Origin of the sequence: Protofrankia symbiont of Coriaria ruscifolia, assembly GCF_900634745.1 — a bacterium.
Classification (GTDB): Bacteria; Actinomycetota; Actinomycetes; order Frankiales; family Frankiaceae; genus Protofrankia; species Protofrankia californiensis.
Genome location: NZ_CAAAFR010000036.1, coordinates 64,251 through 80,008, shown reverse-complemented (window position 1 = coordinate 80,008; position 15,758 = coordinate 64,251). Strand labels below are relative to the sequence as shown.

14 protein-coding genes and 1 tRNA gene are annotated in these 15,758 nt (G+C 68.4%); 9 read left to right on the top strand and 6 right to left on the bottom strand.

Annotated elements, in window-relative coordinates; genetic code table 11:
• Nucleotides 1-72: 72 nt before the first annotated feature.
• The 4 genes from aroA to CV1CTNOD_RS04805 all read left to right on the top strand — a co-directional run bounded on the left by aroA (nt 73) and on the right by CV1CTNOD_RS04805 (nt 4,411).
• Nucleotides 73-1,395, top strand: coding sequence for a 3-phosphoshikimate 1-carboxyvinyltransferase (aroA, locus tag CV1CTNOD_RS04820; RefSeq protein ID WP_131784954.1), 1,323 nt, complete (start codon nt 73-75; stop codon nt 1,393-1,395).
• 38 nt (nt 1,396-1,433) lie between these two features.
• Nucleotides 1,434-2,540: a ribosome small subunit-dependent GTPase A gene (gene rsgA, locus CV1CTNOD_RS04815; RefSeq protein ID WP_131784953.1), complete on the top strand. Its 1,107-nt coding sequence runs from the start codon at nt 1,434-1,436 to the stop codon at nt 2,538-2,540.
• Nucleotides 2,541-2,711: 171 nt separating this feature from the next.
• Nucleotides 2,712-3,632, top strand: coding sequence for a histidinol-phosphatase (gene hisN, locus CV1CTNOD_RS04810; protein WP_131784952.1), 921 nt, complete (start codon nt 2,712-2,714; stop codon nt 3,630-3,632).
• Nucleotides 3,629-4,411: a glycerophosphodiester phosphodiesterase gene (locus CV1CTNOD_RS04805; RefSeq protein WP_131784951.1), complete on the top strand. Its 783-nt coding sequence runs from the start codon at nt 3,629-3,631 to the stop codon at nt 4,409-4,411. Before hisN ends, CV1CTNOD_RS04805 begins: the two co-directional genes overlap by 4 nt.
• Before the next feature lie 306 nt (nt 4,412-4,717).
• Here the strand turns inward: CV1CTNOD_RS04805 and CV1CTNOD_RS04800 are convergent, their stop codons facing one another.
• The 4 genes from CV1CTNOD_RS04800 to CV1CTNOD_RS04785 all read right to left on the bottom strand — a co-directional run bounded on the left by CV1CTNOD_RS04800 (nt 4,718) and on the right by CV1CTNOD_RS04785 (nt 9,864).
• The gene (locus tag CV1CTNOD_RS04800) at nt 4,718-4,924 is read right to left on the bottom strand and encodes a hypothetical protein (protein ID WP_131765539.1); all 207 of its coding nucleotides are present in this window, start codon (nt 4,922-4,924) and stop codon (nt 4,718-4,720) included.
• Nucleotides 4,925-5,481: 557 nt separating this feature from the next.
• Nucleotides 5,482-6,546 (bottom strand): alpha/beta fold hydrolase, encoded by a 1,065-nt coding sequence (locus tag CV1CTNOD_RS04795; RefSeq protein WP_131784950.1) that lies wholly within the window; start codon nt 6,544-6,546, stop codon nt 5,482-5,484.
• A 98-nt stretch (nt 6,547-6,644) separates the two neighbouring features.
• Nucleotides 6,645-8,075, bottom strand: coding sequence for a gamma-aminobutyraldehyde dehydrogenase (locus CV1CTNOD_RS04790; RefSeq protein WP_131784949.1), 1,431 nt, complete (start codon nt 8,073-8,075; stop codon nt 6,645-6,647).
• 391 nt (nt 8,076-8,466) lie between these two features.
• Complete coding sequence (locus tag CV1CTNOD_RS04785; protein WP_131784948.1) at nt 8,467-9,864, bottom strand: aspartate aminotransferase family protein; 1,398 nt, start codon at nt 9,862-9,864, stop codon at nt 8,467-8,469.
• 246 nt (nt 9,865-10,110) lie between these two features.
• Between CV1CTNOD_RS04785 and CV1CTNOD_RS04780 the strand changes: the two genes are divergently transcribed.
• Together CV1CTNOD_RS04780 and CV1CTNOD_RS04775 are read left to right on the top strand one after the other, a co-directional pair.
• Nucleotides 10,111-10,602, top strand: coding sequence for an Lrp/AsnC family transcriptional regulator (locus tag CV1CTNOD_RS04780; RefSeq protein WP_347402891.1), 492 nt, complete (start codon nt 10,111-10,113; stop codon nt 10,600-10,602).
• A gap of 188 nt (nt 10,603-10,790) precedes the next feature.
• The gene (locus CV1CTNOD_RS04775; protein ID WP_242606367.1) at nt 10,791-12,086 is read left to right on the top strand and encodes an aspartate aminotransferase family protein; all 1,296 of its coding nucleotides are present in this window, start codon (nt 10,791-10,793) and stop codon (nt 12,084-12,086) included.
• A 141-nt stretch (nt 12,087-12,227) separates the two neighbouring features.
• Here the strand turns inward: CV1CTNOD_RS04775 and CV1CTNOD_RS04770 are convergent, their stop codons facing one another.
• Nucleotides 12,228-13,619: a polyamine ABC transporter substrate-binding protein gene (locus tag CV1CTNOD_RS04770; protein WP_131784946.1), complete on the bottom strand. Its 1,392-nt coding sequence runs from the start codon at nt 13,617-13,619 to the stop codon at nt 12,228-12,230.
• Nucleotides 13,620-13,909: 290 nt separating this feature from the next.
• On the opposite strand from CV1CTNOD_RS04770, the gene CV1CTNOD_RS04765 reads away from it, so the two are divergent.
• The 3 genes from CV1CTNOD_RS04765 to CV1CTNOD_RS24405 all read left to right on the top strand — a co-directional run bounded on the left by CV1CTNOD_RS04765 (nt 13,910) and on the right by CV1CTNOD_RS24405 (nt 15,531).
• Nucleotides 13,910-14,167 carry a hypothetical protein gene (locus tag CV1CTNOD_RS04765; RefSeq protein WP_131765590.1) on the top strand — a complete coding sequence of 86 codons (258 nt, stop codon included), beginning with the start codon at nt 13,910-13,912 and terminating at the stop codon, nt 14,165-14,167.
• A 253-nt stretch (nt 14,168-14,420) separates the two neighbouring features.
• Entirely contained in the window at nt 14,421-15,164 is a 744-nt protein-coding gene (locus tag CV1CTNOD_RS04760; protein ID WP_131784945.1) for a hypothetical protein, read from the top strand.
• A 190-nt stretch (nt 15,165-15,354) separates the two neighbouring features.
• On the top strand, nt 15,355-15,531 hold the full coding sequence (locus CV1CTNOD_RS24405) for a hypothetical protein (RefSeq protein ID WP_165485312.1): 177 nt from the start codon (nt 15,355-15,357) through the stop codon (nt 15,529-15,531).
• Nucleotides 15,532-15,626: 95 nt separating this feature from the next.
• On the opposite strand, the gene CV1CTNOD_RS04755 is transcribed toward CV1CTNOD_RS24405, so the two are convergent.
• Nucleotides 15,627-15,700, bottom strand: a tRNA-Met gene (locus CV1CTNOD_RS04755).
• Nucleotides 15,701-15,758: the final 58 nt, after the last annotated feature.

The following is a 15,758-nucleotide window of genomic DNA, read 5'->3' as shown; positions in this document are numbered from 1 at the left end:
ACCGCGGTACCCGGCCGCGGCTTGCCAGCCCGGGAGGCGGTACCGACCCCCTGTGTCCGGCATGCTGAACTGGTGACCGTCACTACGGACGTACCCACGGATCCCTGGCCGGCGCCGACAGCTGATCGGCCGGTCGACGCGACCGTGACCATGCCGGGGTCCAAATCGGCGACGAACCGCGCGTTGATCCTCGCGGCGATCTCCGCCGGGACCAGCCGGCTGACCAGGCCGCTACGGTCCCGGGACTCCCTGCTCATGGCCGCAGCCCTCGGCGAGCTCGGCGTGGCCGTTGTCGACGATCATGATGACTGGCTGGTCCACGGCCGCTGTCCGCTGCAGGCGGCCCCGGCCGCCCGGATCGACTGCGGCAACGCCGGTACCGTCGCCCGGTTCACCCCCGCGCTGGCCACGCTGGCGCACGGTGACGTAGTTTTCGACGGCGACGCGCGCATGCGGGAGCGTCCGCTCACCCCGCTGCTGGACGCGCTGCGGACCCTGGGCGCGTCCATCGACGGCGACCGGATGCCGTTGACCGTGCACGGCCGGGGTCACCTCACCGGGGGCGAGGTGACGGTGGACGCCTCCATGTCCAGCCAGCTCGTCTCCGGCCTGCTGCTGGCGGCTCCCCGCTACGACAGGGGAGCCGCCGTCCGTCATATCGGCCCGCGGTTGCCGTCATGGCCGTACCTGGAGATGACCGTCGCGGACCTGCGCGCCGCCGGCGCGACGGTCGAGGTGGACGTCGACCGTCACGCCGGCGGCAGCGCACGCTGGTCGGTCGCTGCGGGGCCGCTGCACGCCCATGACCGTGTCATCGAGCCCGACATCAACAGTGCGTCCGCCTTCCTGGCCGCGGCCGCGGCGACCGGTGGCCGGGTCGTGCTCGCCGACTGGCCGAGCGGGACCGTCCAGCCCGGACGCATGCTGCCCGACCTGCTGGCCGCCATGGGATGCACCTGCACCCCGACCGCAGCCGGTCTGGAGGTCCGTGGACCCGACCGCCTGCGCGGCATCGACGTCGACCTCAGCGACTACGGCGAGGCTGCCCCGACGCTCACGGCGCTGGCCGTCCTCGCCGACTCGCCCAGCCGCCTGCGCGGCATCGCCCACCTGCGCCTGCAGGAGACCGACCGGCTCGGTGCGCTCGCAGCCGAGCTGGGACGCCTGGGCGCGGCGATCACCGTGACCGACGACGGGCTGGCCGTCTCCCCCACGCCGCTGACCGGCGCCCGCCTCGACCCGCGGGCCGACCACCGCCTGGCCATGGCCTATGCCGTTGTGGGGCTGGTCGTGCCAGGCGTGCTCGTCGACGACATCGGTACGACCGGTAAGACCGTGCCGCAGTTCCCCCGATTGTGGACACAGATGCTCGGCGGGACGGGCTCGCGCCCGTGAGAGCCGGCCGTCGTCGCGACCTCGAACGGCACGTCTGAATGCCTCGGGAACTCGACGAGGACGACGTCCGGGTGCGGGCCGGACGCGGGTCTCGGCCACGCACCCGGGAACGTCCCGACCACGCCGACGCGGTGGCGGCGACCGTGGTGGCGGTCGACCGGGGCCGTTACACCTGCCATGTCGTCGGGAAGGTGGCGGCGAAAGCCGGCTGGAACGCGGGGACGGGCGCGGAGCCAGGTGCGGGCTCGGGCGCAGCCGGGAGACCGCCTCGCCCGCCCGCGTCCACCGGTGTTCCATCCGCGTCCACCGGCGCTCTGGTGGCTGCCGTTCGCGGCGGTTCGTTGCGCCGGACCAGTGTGGTCGTAGGCGATGAGGTCGCCCTGGTCGGGGACGTCTCCGGCACGCCCGGCAGCCTCGCACGGATCGTCGGGCGGGCCGAACGCCACAGCGTGCTGCGCCGCACCGCCGACGACACCGATCCGGTGGAGCGCCCGATCGTGGCCAACGCCGACCGGCTCGTCATCGTCTGTGCCCTCGCCGACCCACCGCCGAGGGCGGGGCTGATCGACCGGTGCCTGGTCGCGGCCTACGACGGTGGGCTGGAGCCGCTGTTGTGCCTGAGCAAGGCCGATCTCGCCGACGATGCGCCTCTGCGCGCACTTTATGCACCACTTGGCCTCCCTGTGGTGACCACCAGGCCGGATGCCGACCTGTCCGGGCTGACCGCGCTGATGGCGGCCCACGTCTGCGTCATGTTCGGTCATTCCGGGGTGGGTAAGTCGACGCTGGTCAACCGCCTGGTGCCCGACGCCGCCCAGGCGATCGGTGCGGTCAACGCGGTCACCGGCCGCGGCCGGCACACCTCGTCCGCGGCGATCGCCCTGCCGATGCCGGGTGGAGGATGGGTCGTCGACACCCCCGGGGTGCGTTCGTTCGGGCTGGGCGCGGTCTCCACCGACCGGCTTCTTCGGGCCTTCCCCGATCTGGCCCCGGCCACGGCGGCCTGCCCTGGCGGCTGTACCCACCTGGCGGGTCTCGCCGGCTGTGCGCTTGATCAGGCGGTCGAGGACGGCCGGGCGGACCCGGCCCGGCTGGCCAGCCTGCGCCGGCTGCTTGCCGCCCGCTCCGGCGCCGACCCGTCATGACGATCGGACCCGGGTACGGCGATGTCGTTCGTTTCCCGGTGCCGCCGGAGAGCGGCGGATCGCCTCCGGTATCCCTCCGGTATCGGAGGTACCTTCGCCGCACCTGGCGCGCCTCATCCGCGAAGTCCACCTTCTGCCCGGGTACGTGCATCACGCGGGTACGCTCCCCGCGTGACCAATGCTGTGCGAACAGACGCTGTGGGAACAGACACGCTGGGAACAGGCCAAGAGCCGGTTCACGATGGCACGCAGGCCGCCGTCGAGGGATACGCGGCTGCCACCGGCGGGTATCCGGTCGGTGACGACCTCGCCCTCGCCCTCGCCCTCGCGGACGCCGCCGACGCGATCACACTCGCTCGTTTCCAGGCCGTTGACCTGCACGTCGAAACGAAACCCGACGCCACCCCGGTCACCGACGCCGACACCGCCGTGGAGGCTATGATCCGCGAGCGACTGGCCGAGGCCCGGCCCGGCGACGCGGTGCTGGGCGAGGAGCAGGGCCTGATCGGTGATGACGCCCGGCGCCGCTGGGTGGTCGACCCGGTGGACGGCACCAAGAACTTCGTGCGCGGGGTACCGGTATGGGGGACGCTGCTCGCCCTCGAAGTCGACGGCGAAGTCGTCGCCGGGGTGGCGAGCGCCCCCGCGATGGGCCGGCGCTGGTGGGCGGCGCGCGGCCAGGGCGCTCACACCCGGACCGCGGTCGGCGAGATCCGCTCCCTTGCCGTGTCCGCGGTGACGGACCTGGCCGACGCCTATCTGTCCTTCGCCTCCATCGAGAGCTGGTCGGCCGCCGGACGGCTGGAGTCCTTCATGGCGCTGGTGGCGGCGGTGTGGCGAACCCGCGCCTACGGCGACTTCTGGTCCCACATGATGGTCGCCGAGGGCGCTGTCGACCTGGCCTGCGAGCCCGACGTCTCCCTCTGGGACATGGCCGCGCTCCAGGTGATCGTCGAGGAGGCCGGCGGCACCTTCACCGATCTCACCGGACGCCGCGGGCCCGGTGGCGGCTCGATCCTGTCAACCAACGGCCGCCTGCACACCCGGACGCTGGACATCCTCAACCAGCCCGCCCGGCCCATCGCTCGGTGACCCGTCCCGCCAGGCGTCCGATCGGATTCGCCCACCGGGGCGCGCCAGGCCGCTTCCAGCGGGAGAACACCCTGGCGGCGTTCAGGCGGGCGCTGACCGGCGGTGCGGGCGGTCTGGAGTCGGACGTGTGGCTCACCGCCGACGGCGTCCCGGTACTCCACCACGACGGTGTCCTCGGACCCCCGGGCCGCCGCCGCCGGATCAGCGACCTGCCCGCGGCACAGCTGCCGAACCGGCTTCCGAGCCTGGCCGGCCTCTACGCCGCCTGCGGCAGCGACTTCGAGCTCAGCCTGGATCTGAAGGACCCGCCGCAGGCCACCCGGCGAGCCGCTCAGGCTGTCGTCGGTGTGGCGCGGACCGCGGGCGCGGCAGGACGGCTGTGGCTGTGCGGGAGCCTCGTAGCGATCCGCTGCTGGCGATCGCTCGACGACGTCACCGGACCCGATCAGGTGAAACTGGTCAACTCCGCGTCCGCGCGAGATGCCGGCTTCCGCGGGCACGCCGGCAGCGGCAACCTGGACGCGTATGTGCGCGATGCCGCGGCCTCCGGTGCCACGGTGTTGAACCTACGGGCCAACGAGTGGAGCGCACCGATGGTGCGGTCGGTTCACGCTGGCGGGCTGCTCGCCTTCGGCTGGCATGCGCAGACGTCCGGGACGCTGAATCGGCTTGTGGGATTCGGCTTGGACGGCGTCTACTCGGACCACCTCGATCGGCTTGTTCGTGCCACGGGCAGCGAGACAACAATCACGTACACGCAGCACACCGACGTTAAGTGATCAGAAGAGGACGATCATCATCGCCGGGGAATGACCGACGCGAATCACCGGGCCCGCATTAAGACCCGGACGCGGATGCCGGCGCAATCCAGCGGACCAAAGGCAATATGATCATTCTTTTTTACGCGCTGCCAGCGGCCCAGATCCCCGGATCGCTGTCGGGCTCCGCAGGGTGACCGATCCAGAACGTCGGCGTAGCGCTCCTCACTTCCCCGGTCCGGCTCGGCGAACCCCACCGGAGCCTGCCTCTATACGCGTCGCCGAGAGTGCTTATTTCACAACTGGAGCGCGTGGTGACCGAACGACTCACTCGTCGGCAGCCACTTCGGCGACTTTCAACATCTGCGGCGGAAATCCTGTGCGTTCCGCTACATGCTCGACAGAGTAGCCCTGCCGCACCAGGTCACGGGCCTGCTCAAGGGTCCAGCCACGGCCGGGATCAACCCGGCGGACGACGACCTCACTTGCTTGGCGACGCTCTTCTGGCCAGCTCAGACGCGCACGACGTGCCAACGGTCGACCTCCGATATATCTCTGACTTCAGTTACTACGGCAAGGATAGGCCATATTGGCATGACCGTGCTCGACGAACTCCACGATAGCGGGCAGCGGCGTCCCAATACGACACCGGGTTGGAACATAGAAGTGGCATCTGTCTCGACGATCTGGTGCGGCAGCCGACTGTGCAGGCAGGAGCGGGCCATCATACCCGGCTGATCACGGACACTCGACCAGTCGACCCGCGGTTGTTCATGCCCGAGAACAGCATGAGGCTTCCACCAGTATGAACGGTTGCCGGTACGGCTCAAACACAACTCTCGGCAAGACGATGCCCACGATCGGCAGGCCGACAACCCGAACCGACAACCGCCGTGAGTTCACCGCCGACTGAGGGGCTACGGACGCATCTTCGCTTCTGGCTTCACCTTCTTCACCTGGGTTCCTTCACCTCGGTTCCCGTCCGGTCAGACCTGGCCGGGCGGGCCCGATCCCTTGTTGCCACCGGCGTCGATGGGCCGGCGGTGGCACCGGCACCGGGCCACCTGTCAGCGGTTTCCCACCGCCGGCGGTCACCGACATCCGACCGTGCCCCGGTCACGGGTGGGCTGCTGGTCCGCCCGTCCCCTTGAGCACAGCAGATCCCGCCATTGCCGGGCGGAGTACGTTGCCGGGCGGGTGGAGGACAAAAAGTCCTCCACCACTGCCCGAAAGCGCTCCGGGTCACTCCGATGGGGGAAATGTCCGGCATCCTCGAAGATCTCGAGGCGGCTACCCGGCATCGCGGCGTGTGCGATCCGCGCGTGCTCGACCGGAATCACCGCGTCATGTCCACCCCAGATGATCATAGACGGCATTCCGGCAGAAAGATAGCAACGGTCCAACATGGTGATTGCCTGACCATGGCCGTCCACCGAGGCTCGCAGCGTCCGCAGAAATGCCGTACGGGCGGTGTCCACGTGCAGGGTGTCAAACGTCCGCATCAGGTCGTCGGCATCCCGGCCCAGGTCGGTGTGCAGCCAACGCAGCGCCCAGGTCGCCGCCCAGCCGAGCTGACGCAGGGGCGCCGCGGCGAGCAGCGAAAGCACCAGCCCCGACCCGGGAGTCGCCGCGGCCCGCAGCAGCGGATGGAGGTCCGGACACACCCCGCCAGTCGCCACCAGCACCACACGCTCGCAACGCTCGGGGAACTGATAGGCGAACTGCATGGCGACGCCACCACCCAGGGAATGGCCGAGCACCGTCACCCGGTCGATACCGAGCACCGTCAAAAGGTCACGCATCCCACATGCGTATCCACCGATGGAATAGTCACCACGCGGCTTGTCGGACTCACCGTGACCAAGAAGATCCGGTGCGATCACCATCCGCCCCTGGGCGAGCAATGGAATAAGGTCGCGCCAGGTCTGCGAACTGTCCCCGATCCCGTGGATGAGCAGCAGCGCGGGGCCGCGCCCCACCCGTATGTAGGCCCTTCGATATCCGTGCACCGTCACATATCGAGTGGCATAGCGCAACGAACCCGGCGGGTGGACGGCCCGCGCCGCATCCGCGCCGTCCACCATGGTCAGGTCATCCTGGCCATCCGCTGGTAGACGAATCAGATCGTGCACCTTACGGGTACGAGTCTCATCCATAGCCGCCCTCCGACCGCTCATCACCGGTCGGCCGGGTGGAGCAGGATGCCTGGCTTGACACACCTGCGACCCAGTCGGCCTCCGACAGCCCGGACCGGTCAGAACTCGATGTTGCTCATCACGTGTTTGATCCGGGTGTAGTCCTCAAGACCGTAGATCGACAAATCCTTCCCGTATCCGCTCTTCTTGAAGCCTCCGTGCGGCATCTCAGCCACCAACGAGATGTGGGTGTTAATCCACACACAACCGAAATCCAGACGGCGGGCAACTCGCATGGCCCGCCCGTGGTCGTGCGTCCACACACTGGACGCGAGCCCGTACTCGACCCCGTTCGCCCAGGCCAGTGCCTCGTCCTCGGTGCTGAACCGCTGGACGGTCACAACCGGGCCGAAAATCTCGCGCTGGATCATCTCGTCGTCCTGACGCAAGCCCGCGACCACCGTCGCCGGGTAGAAGAACCCGGGCCTGCTCACCGGCGCCCCACCGGTGAGCACCTCGGCATGCGGCGGCGTGCGGTCCACCATGCCGTGGACGCGGCCGAGCTGGCCCAGATTGTTCAGCGGGCCGTAGGCCGCATCCGGCTCCTGTGGCGACCCCGTCGGCGTCGCCCGGGCCTGCTCGGTGAGGGCCGCGACAAGGTCGTCGTGGACGCCCGGGGCGGCCAGTACCCGGGTGGCGGCGGTGCAGTCCTGGCCGGCGTTGAAGTAGGCCGCGCCCGCGATCCCCCGCGCGACCTCCTCGGCGTCGACGTCGTCGAAGACGATGACCGGCGCCTTGCCCCCGAGTTCCAGGTGGACCCGCTTGAGGGAATCCGCGGCCGCTCGGGCAACCTCCATACCCGCCCGGACACTGCCGGTGACCGATGCCATTGCGGGTAGCGGGTGAGCCACCAGCGCCCGACCGGTGTCCCGATCCCCGCACACCACGTTCAGGACGCCGGCCGGCAGGAACTCGGCGGCGATCTCGGCGAGCAGCAGCGTACTCACCGGAGTTGTCTCCGAAGGCTTGACGACCACGGTGTTCCCCGCGGCGATTGCCGGCGCGAACTTCCACACCGCCATCATCATCGGGTAGTTCCACGGCGTGACCTGCGCGCAGACCCCAACCGGCTCACGGCGCACGAAACTGGTGTGGCCAGCCAGATACTCGCCGGCCGAGCGGCCTTCGAGCAGCCGGGCGGCACCGGCGAAGAAACGGATCTGATCCGCCGTCGGCGGGATCTCCTCGGTCAGGGTGAGCGCGATCGGCTTGCCGGTGTTCTCGCACTCCGCCCGGACGAGGTCCCCGGCGTGCTCCTCGACCGCGTCGGCCAGCCTGAGCAGCGCCCTGGCCCGCTTGCTCGGCGTGGTGTCATGCCAGGACTCGAAAGCGCGCGCGGCCGCTCGGACCGCGGTGTCGACGTCGGACGGGCCGGACACGGGTGCTTCGGCGAAGACCTCTCCGGTGGACGGGTTCACCAGCGGCATCGTGCGCCCGTCCGACGCCGGAACCCTGGCGCCGCCGATGAAGTTCGTCAGGATCCTGTCCATACGCACACTCCGGTAGCCAGCACGAAACGAACGGGCCTGGGGCTACTCCGGCACCGATTGGCACCGCCATCCACTGTAGGTTCCTCAAGATCTCCGAACCCCGAGGAAAACCATGATCGCGTACTCTTCGGCCAACCAGGTTCCCTAAGCATGAGAAGGCCGCTGACAAGCAGCCTAGACCACGGATTACGTCTTCGTCAGAAGGATTTGAAACGGAAACCATACCGAAGTATCCCTTGAACGCCATATCCTCGGTCATCCCGCAGGCATCCCTCGGGTACTCCCAGAAGGTTGGTCAGGCGACCCGGTGGCCGGAACGGCCCAGGCTCCACCTGCACGCTGTGGCCGGCGGCGTGCGGCGAACCGCGGCCGCCGTCAGGAGGTGGCCCCGTCAGGAGGTGACGTCACGGGCCAGCGCGTCGAGGGAGTCCAGGTAGCGGTCGACGTCGGCGTCGGTGTGCTGCACCGACAGCGTCCACTCCTCCTCCCTGCCCGGCGCCATCAGGACGCCCCGGTTGGCGTTGTACAGCCACGCGAGTTCCGGCAGAGCCGCGTTCTGATGCGCCATGAAGGAGGTGTAGTCGCGGATCGGCGCGTCGGTGAAGTGGACGCAGCCCTTCGAACTGATCCCGACCGTGTAGCCGGGCAGCCCGTGGCGACGGAGGATCTCGTCGCAGCCGGCGATCAGCAGGCCGCACAGCCGGTCCAGCCGGGCGTACGCCTCCGGGGTGAGGACCTCCAGCAGGCTGGCCCGGGCCGCGGCCATGGTCAGCGGATTGCCGTTGAACGTTCCGACCTGCTTGACCCGGTCCGATGCGACGATGTCCATGATCTCGGCGGTCGCGCCGAGGGCTCCGGACGGCAGACCACCGCCGAGCGCCTTGGCGAGGGTGACCATGTCGGGCACGACACCGAACCGCTCGGTCGCTCCCCCGGGCGCCACGCACAGGCCGGTCTTGACCTCGTCAAAGATCAGCACGATACCGTGACGCCGGGTGATATCGTGGACGGCCTCCAGGTAACCGGGCTCGGGCAGGATCACGCCGAGATTCATCATCGCGGCTTCCATGATCACACATGCCGGGGGGCGCCCGTCGGCGACAAGTGCCTCAATCCGCTGCGCCATGGCCGGGGCGTCGTTGAACGGCACCGGCACGGTCAGGTCGACGACTGCCTGCGGGATGCCCTCGCCGTAGGCGAGTGACGCCATGTTGTCGGGCGGGCCGATCTCGTCGTAAGGAGTCCCGATGGAGACCATCACGTAGTCGTGATGGCCGTGGTAGGAGCCGAAAATCTTGATGATCGTCTCGCGTCCGGTGACGGCCCGGGCAATCCGGATCGCATCCATGGTCGCTTCCGACCCCGAGTTGACATAGCGCCACTGCGGCAGCCCGAAGCGACGCGCCAGCTCCTCACTGACAATCACGGAGTCCTCGGTCGGCATGGCGAAGTGGCTGCCCAGCCCGATCCGCTCCTGTACCGCCCGGACGATCGCCGGATGCGCGTGCCCCTGCACCATCGACCCGAAGCCGTTGTGGAAGTCGCAGTACTCACTCCCGTCGACGTCCCACACCCGAGAACCACGCCCATGCGTCAGGTAGATCGGCCAGGGATCACGGGCCTGGTAGGACGACGGAACCCCGCCGGTCATCGACCGCACCGCCCGGGAATGCATCGCCTGTGAACCCGGGGTGCGTGCCTGCAGCCGCAGTTCCTCACGCTCGGTCAGGGCAGCCACGCGCCCGTCGCGGTGAGTCGGTGAGATGCCTGCAGACGCTGTTCCGGCCATGTTCTCCGCACCCCTCCCAATGACCCGGGGACTCGGGGACTCGGGCCGCCCGGACCTCCAGCGCTCGGTACGGAAAGCGTAGCCCGTCCAGGAGGACTACCAGGGAATCCGTCGCAACAGTCCGGACAGGAAATGTCGGTTCCATACCGGATGAACCACTCCGACAGGCTTACGATTACCTTCGGGTGCATCCAGCGGACCAAATCACGATTACTCCCGGTTCATCCTCACCCGATAAGGAGGACGTTGTCCCAACCACGTAAGGCAAGCAGTGCGCGGACGGCGCCGGAACCCCTTCTGGACGACGTCAACAAAGCGATCATCGAACAGCTCCAGCGGGACGGCCGGCGGTCGTATGCGGCCATGGCCACAGCGGTGGGCCTGTCCGAAGCCGCGGTCCGCCAGCGGGTCCAGCGGATGCTGGACGCCGGAATCGTACAGATCGTCGCGGTCACCGATCCGTTACGCGTCGGATTCCAGCGCGAAGCCATGATCGGCGTCAGAGTGTCCGGTGACACCCGGGAAGTGGCGGACGCCATCGCGGCGCTGCCCGAGGTCGACTACGTGGTGCTCACCGCGGGCTCGTTCGACCTGATCCTGGAAATCGTCGCCGAGGACGACGAGCACCTGCTTTCGCTGATCAACGATCGCATCCGCGCCCTGCCACAGGTGCGGGAGACAGAGACGTTCGTCTACCTGCGCCTGGTGAAGCAGACCTTCACCTGGGGCGCACGCTGACCGGACCAGGCCGCCGCACGCATACGCCCAGCGCATACGCACCCGGCGCATACGCACCGGCAAGGCACGTGTGTGTACCGGCAAGGCTGTTGCGACAGTGCCTGGGACGTGCGGTACTTGCCTCCATGCCACACCCCGCACCCGCGCGACACCCCGCACAATCGCACCCCGCCCAGCCGCACCCTGCCGTGCGGGAACCGGCGAAACCGGGGCCGCTGCTGCACCCGTTCGCACGTCCGGCGGCGCCCGCGGACTCGTTCATCCGGATCGTCTCCGGCAAGGGCACGTACGTCACGGACGACTCCGGCCGTCGCTACATCGACGGCATGGCAGGCCTGTGGTACTGCGCGGCCGGACACGGCCGCGAGGAGATCATCGAAGCGGTTGCGGCGCAACTGCGGAAGCTGGACGCGTTCCACCTCTTCGAACGGTTCACCAACGCCCCGGCCGAGGCACTCGCCGAACGGCTCGCCACGCTCGCACCCATGCCGCGGGCCCGGGTCTTCCTCACCAACGGCGGGTCCGAGGCGGTGGACAGCGCCGTGAAGATCGCCCGTCTTGCGCATGCCGTCGCCGGCCAGCCGGAGCGGACAATCATCATCAGTCGCTCCCCGAGCTACCACGGCGTCACCTACGGCGGGATGAGCCTGACCGGCCTTCCAGCCAACCGGGAGGGATTCGGCCCGGGTGTCGGCGACATCGTCCAGGTCGGCAAGGATGACCTGGACGCGGTGAGCGCGGTGATGGACGGCAACCACGGCCGGGTCGCCGCGGTGATCACCGAGCCTGTGATCGGCGCCGGGGGCGTCCATCCCCCGCGTCCGGGTTACCTCACCGGGTTGCGTGACCTGTGCGACCGTCACGGCGCGTTCCTGATCCTCGACGAGGTGATCACCGGATTCGGCCGATTGGGAGACTGGTTCGGCGCGGGCCACTTCGGTGTCCGGCCCGACATCGTCACTTTTGCCAAGGCTGTCACCAGCGGCTACCAACCGCTGGGCGGAGTGCTCGTCGGTCCCGCCGTACACGAACCGCTCAACCGCCCGGCCGTGCTGCTGCGCCACGGCGGCACCTATGCGGGGCATCCGGCGGCGTGCGCCGCCGCCCTTGCCAACATCGGCCTGCTGGAGTCCGAGGGCCTGATCGATCGGGCACCGGCGATAGGTGACCGCCTCGCGGCCGGGCTGCGCTCGGTCGCGAGGACGCACGGTCTCACCGACGTCCGTGGCTGCGGCGCCATGTGGGCGGTCGACCTGCCGAGCGGACTGGACGCCACCGCGACCCGTAACCGCATGCTCGCCCACGGCGTCATCGTCCGTCCGATCGGCACGTCGACCCTTGCCTTCTGCCCGCCGCTGGTCATCGACCTCGCCGACGTGGACGTGCTGTCGGCCGCTCTCCGGGCGGCACTCGACACGGCAGCGGACCTGGCATCGGATCCGGTTCTCACGACGGCCCCGCCGGCAGCGCTGTCCGAGGGCTGAGCCGGCCCTGCCCGCGCCGCCAGAGCTGACAGGTCGGATCGGACAGATCGGATCGGACAGATCGGATCGGACAGATCGGAGAGGACAGGTCGGGCTGGCAGCTGTCAGGACCGGTACCGGACGGGTCAGGGCTGGTAGCCGTCAGGATTGGTAGATGGGCTGGAACAGGCTGTTCCACTCGGCGGCCTCGGCCCTGGTCAGGACGCGGTAGCGCCGGAGCCGGGCCAGATCCGAACGGACGGGGAAAACCAGCGGGCTGTCGGCGGTGGCCATCATCTGCGCCTGTGCGGCACCGCTGGCGGCACCCGCGTCCCGGATGATCCGGTCCCGCGCGAACGGTACCGGGGTGATGTAGTTGATCCCTTCGGCGAGTTTCGCGGCGATGTCGATCTGATAGGCGAAGTCCATGAAGGTGATGGCGTCCACCGGATGTGGTGCGGTAACCGGGATGCACATGCTGTCCGTCCACAGTATTCCACCCTCGTCGGGAATGATGAAACGCAGGTCGGCGCCCTCGGAATTGGCCTGGAAAATGTCTCCGGACCACGCCATGGACAGCCATATGTCCCCTTTCTTGAGAGGCTCGATGTAGTCCTGCTGGTAGTAGTTGCGGACGATACGGTCGTCCCGTTGTTTGCGCAGGATGTCCGCGGCCTTCCGCCAGTGCGCCGGCGTCGACGTCTCAGGCGTGATTCCCATGCCTACCAAGGCGAAGTTCGGCAGGTCACGGACGTCACCGAACATCCCGACCCGACCGGCGAAAGCCGGATCGAACAGATCGTTGAAGCTTCTGATCTCTCGGCCGGTGCGGTTGGGATCATAGGCGATCCCCGTGATTCCCGACTGCCAGGCGACCGTGAACCGGTTGTTCGGGTCGTAGGCGGGATTCACGATACTCTCGTCGGCGTTGGCGAAAAAGGCCGGAAGCCGGCTTGCGTCCAGCGGCGCCAGGTGGTTCAGCCGGATGAGTTCGGCGAGCACCTGCCCGTTGGTGATGACCATCAGGTCGTAACCGACCGGGCGTACTGCCTCGAGCAGCGGCCGGATCCCCGCATAGAACGATTCGTCGTTTTCGATGACCTCGTGGTAGGAGACCGTGATACCGGTCGCGTGGGTGAACGTGTCGAGTGTCGGATGAGCGTCCGCCCGGACCGCGGACGTGTCGATGTACAGCGGCCAGTTCGCGAAGTCGAGATGGCCGGCGGGCGTCTTGCCGGTCCAGTACTCGGTGACGGTGAGCTCCGGAAGAGGGCTCGGCTCCGGGGGTGGCGGTGGGGATACGGGGCGGTCCTCACCGCATGCTGCCAGCAGGACGCCACCACCGGCCATCAAGCCGGACAGGCGGAGGAACTCCCGCCGTCCGATCATGCTCCAGCCCCCTGCCGGCCCTGCCGGCCGTGCCGGCCGTTGTCCCGCCGCCTGACGCGGACGCGTGCGTGGCATGGTCAGGCCGCGCAGCAGCGCGGAATGATAGGGATCACGGCGGTCCCGCTCCGGCACATCGGCGGTGGGCCCCTCGGAGCTCGGCGTCATCTCGGCCCTTCCAGAGGTAGGCGATAGGTGGCAATAGAACTACTGATCGTGAATTAAGATCGAAGTTTCCCTCACCTACATTCAACTGCGTGCCCGTATGACTACTTTTAGGACCACGGCGTGGCTGCATGGTCCGGACAGCACCCAGCGAGCCGGAAGCAGCACGATCATGCTTCTCTCGCGTCCAGGGTCGGGAAGCCGACGTCCGACCGGAGCAACCAGTACCGGGGGAAGAGAGTCCAACATGTGCAACAGCCGGAACCGGTTCGGTTCAGGAGGAGTGGATGACCATGGCACTGGTTCATCACGATCCGCAGGACGGCGTTCTGACCACCCGGATCGGTCAGGCAGAGATCACGGTCCGGCCTGAGCCGCCGGCCGCCCCGGGGCAGGCTCCAGTGATCCTGCTGCGTCTGGACGCTCCGATGCTCGACGCCCTCGCCGCCGCCTACCTCACGCCCGAGGAAGCCCGCATGCTCGCCGAGGTGCTGCTGCGCTCGGCCGACCTGCTACGCCCGGCGAGCCCCTGGCGCACCCCCCGACCCTGAGCCCGCGGCGCATCCTCCGGCTCTGAGCCCGTCGCGACACGCGCCCGGCGGTGACCGCCACGGCTTCGTCGCCCGTACGAAAGCCGGTCGGCGCTCCGCCGCGTTCCAACAAAACCCGCAGCATTTCAACGAGGTGACGGCGGCTTTACCCCTGTCAGTATCCGGACAGGCCCGTCACACCACAGCGGTCTCGTATCCATCTGAATCATCGGATATGCAGAACGGACGCTTTTTCTGACTGCCGGGGGTCGTCATGCGCATATCTGCGCCTTCCATCGTTGTCGCTGTCGCGGCAGCCACCACGCTCATCCTGATGACAACGGGCTGCACCGGTACCGACACCGTGGATTCATCCGGCACACGGCCGTCGAGCGCCTCGACATCGGCGGGTACCGGCCAGGTGAGTGCGGTCCGATCAGCATCGCCGGGAACGGCGATCGGCCCAGCGTCGTCGTCGAGCTCGAACGGCTCGCCGCAAGCGGCTCGGGACGGTGACGTCGACGGTGACGGCCGCACAGAATCGATCACGCTTCCCGCTGCCGGTCTGCTCCGTGTCGTCTACTCGACCGGCCGTACCGAGGAAGTTCGTTTCGACAGTGGGCCGTACCCCGCGGCGCAGGGTGTACTCGGCTCGGTCGACGCCGACCGGGACGGGCACGCGGAGGTGTTCGTCCGGTTCGACCAGGGAGCGGCGATGCAGCTGGCAACAGCCTTCCGATATGTCGACGCCCGGTTGCGGCTGGTCACACTCGACGGGCAGCAGGCGGCACTGCCGTACGGCGCCTCACTGCGGAACGCGGCAACGTGGGGGTGCCGCCGGACGCAGCCGCCTGCCGCCGCGATCGAAAGCTGGGCAGGCAGCAGCACCAACGGTAAGGACTATCGGGGCGACAGCACCTTCTACAACTTCTCCGGATCCCGCCTCGTCACCGTCGGGAAATCAGCTTCGATCCCACCGCCGGAGATGCTCAGCTGCGGCTCGGTGACATTCAAGTAGAAGCTCGGACAGCCACCGGCTCACCCTTGCCCACGTCACCGGCACCGGCAGCGGCAGCAGCGGCGGCAGCGGCGGCAGCGGCGATGTAGCCGATCGGCTGTAGCGGTTCCGGCCAACCGCCGAAGGTTCACATCCGACCGTTGCCGACCACGAGCAGATCACCTTCGACGGGCGCCACGGCTACGCCACCGTGTCGATCGACGCCGGGGCGAACCCGAAGGTCGTCAGCGAACGCATCGGACACGCCAGCGTGGCGTTCACGCTTGCGACCTACGTCCAGCGGACCGGCGACCTCACCCGGGAGGCCACCACCGCCACCACGGTCACGAACCTGATCCTTGGAAGGGAGGAGCCCGAGGAGGGCTGACAGGGCCACGTCCGCGCGGCGTCTGGTCACAAGTTTGGTCACACGGACGCGAAAGCGCCCCCGGAGAGGATCTCTCCGGGGGCGTTTTCCCTAGGTAGCGGGGACAGGATTTGAACCTGTGACCTCTGGGTTATGAGCCCAGCGAGCTACCGAGCTGCTCCACCCCGCGTCGGTGTGGCTTCACCATACTAGATGCAGGGTGGGTGGTGTCAAACGAGCTTGATCGA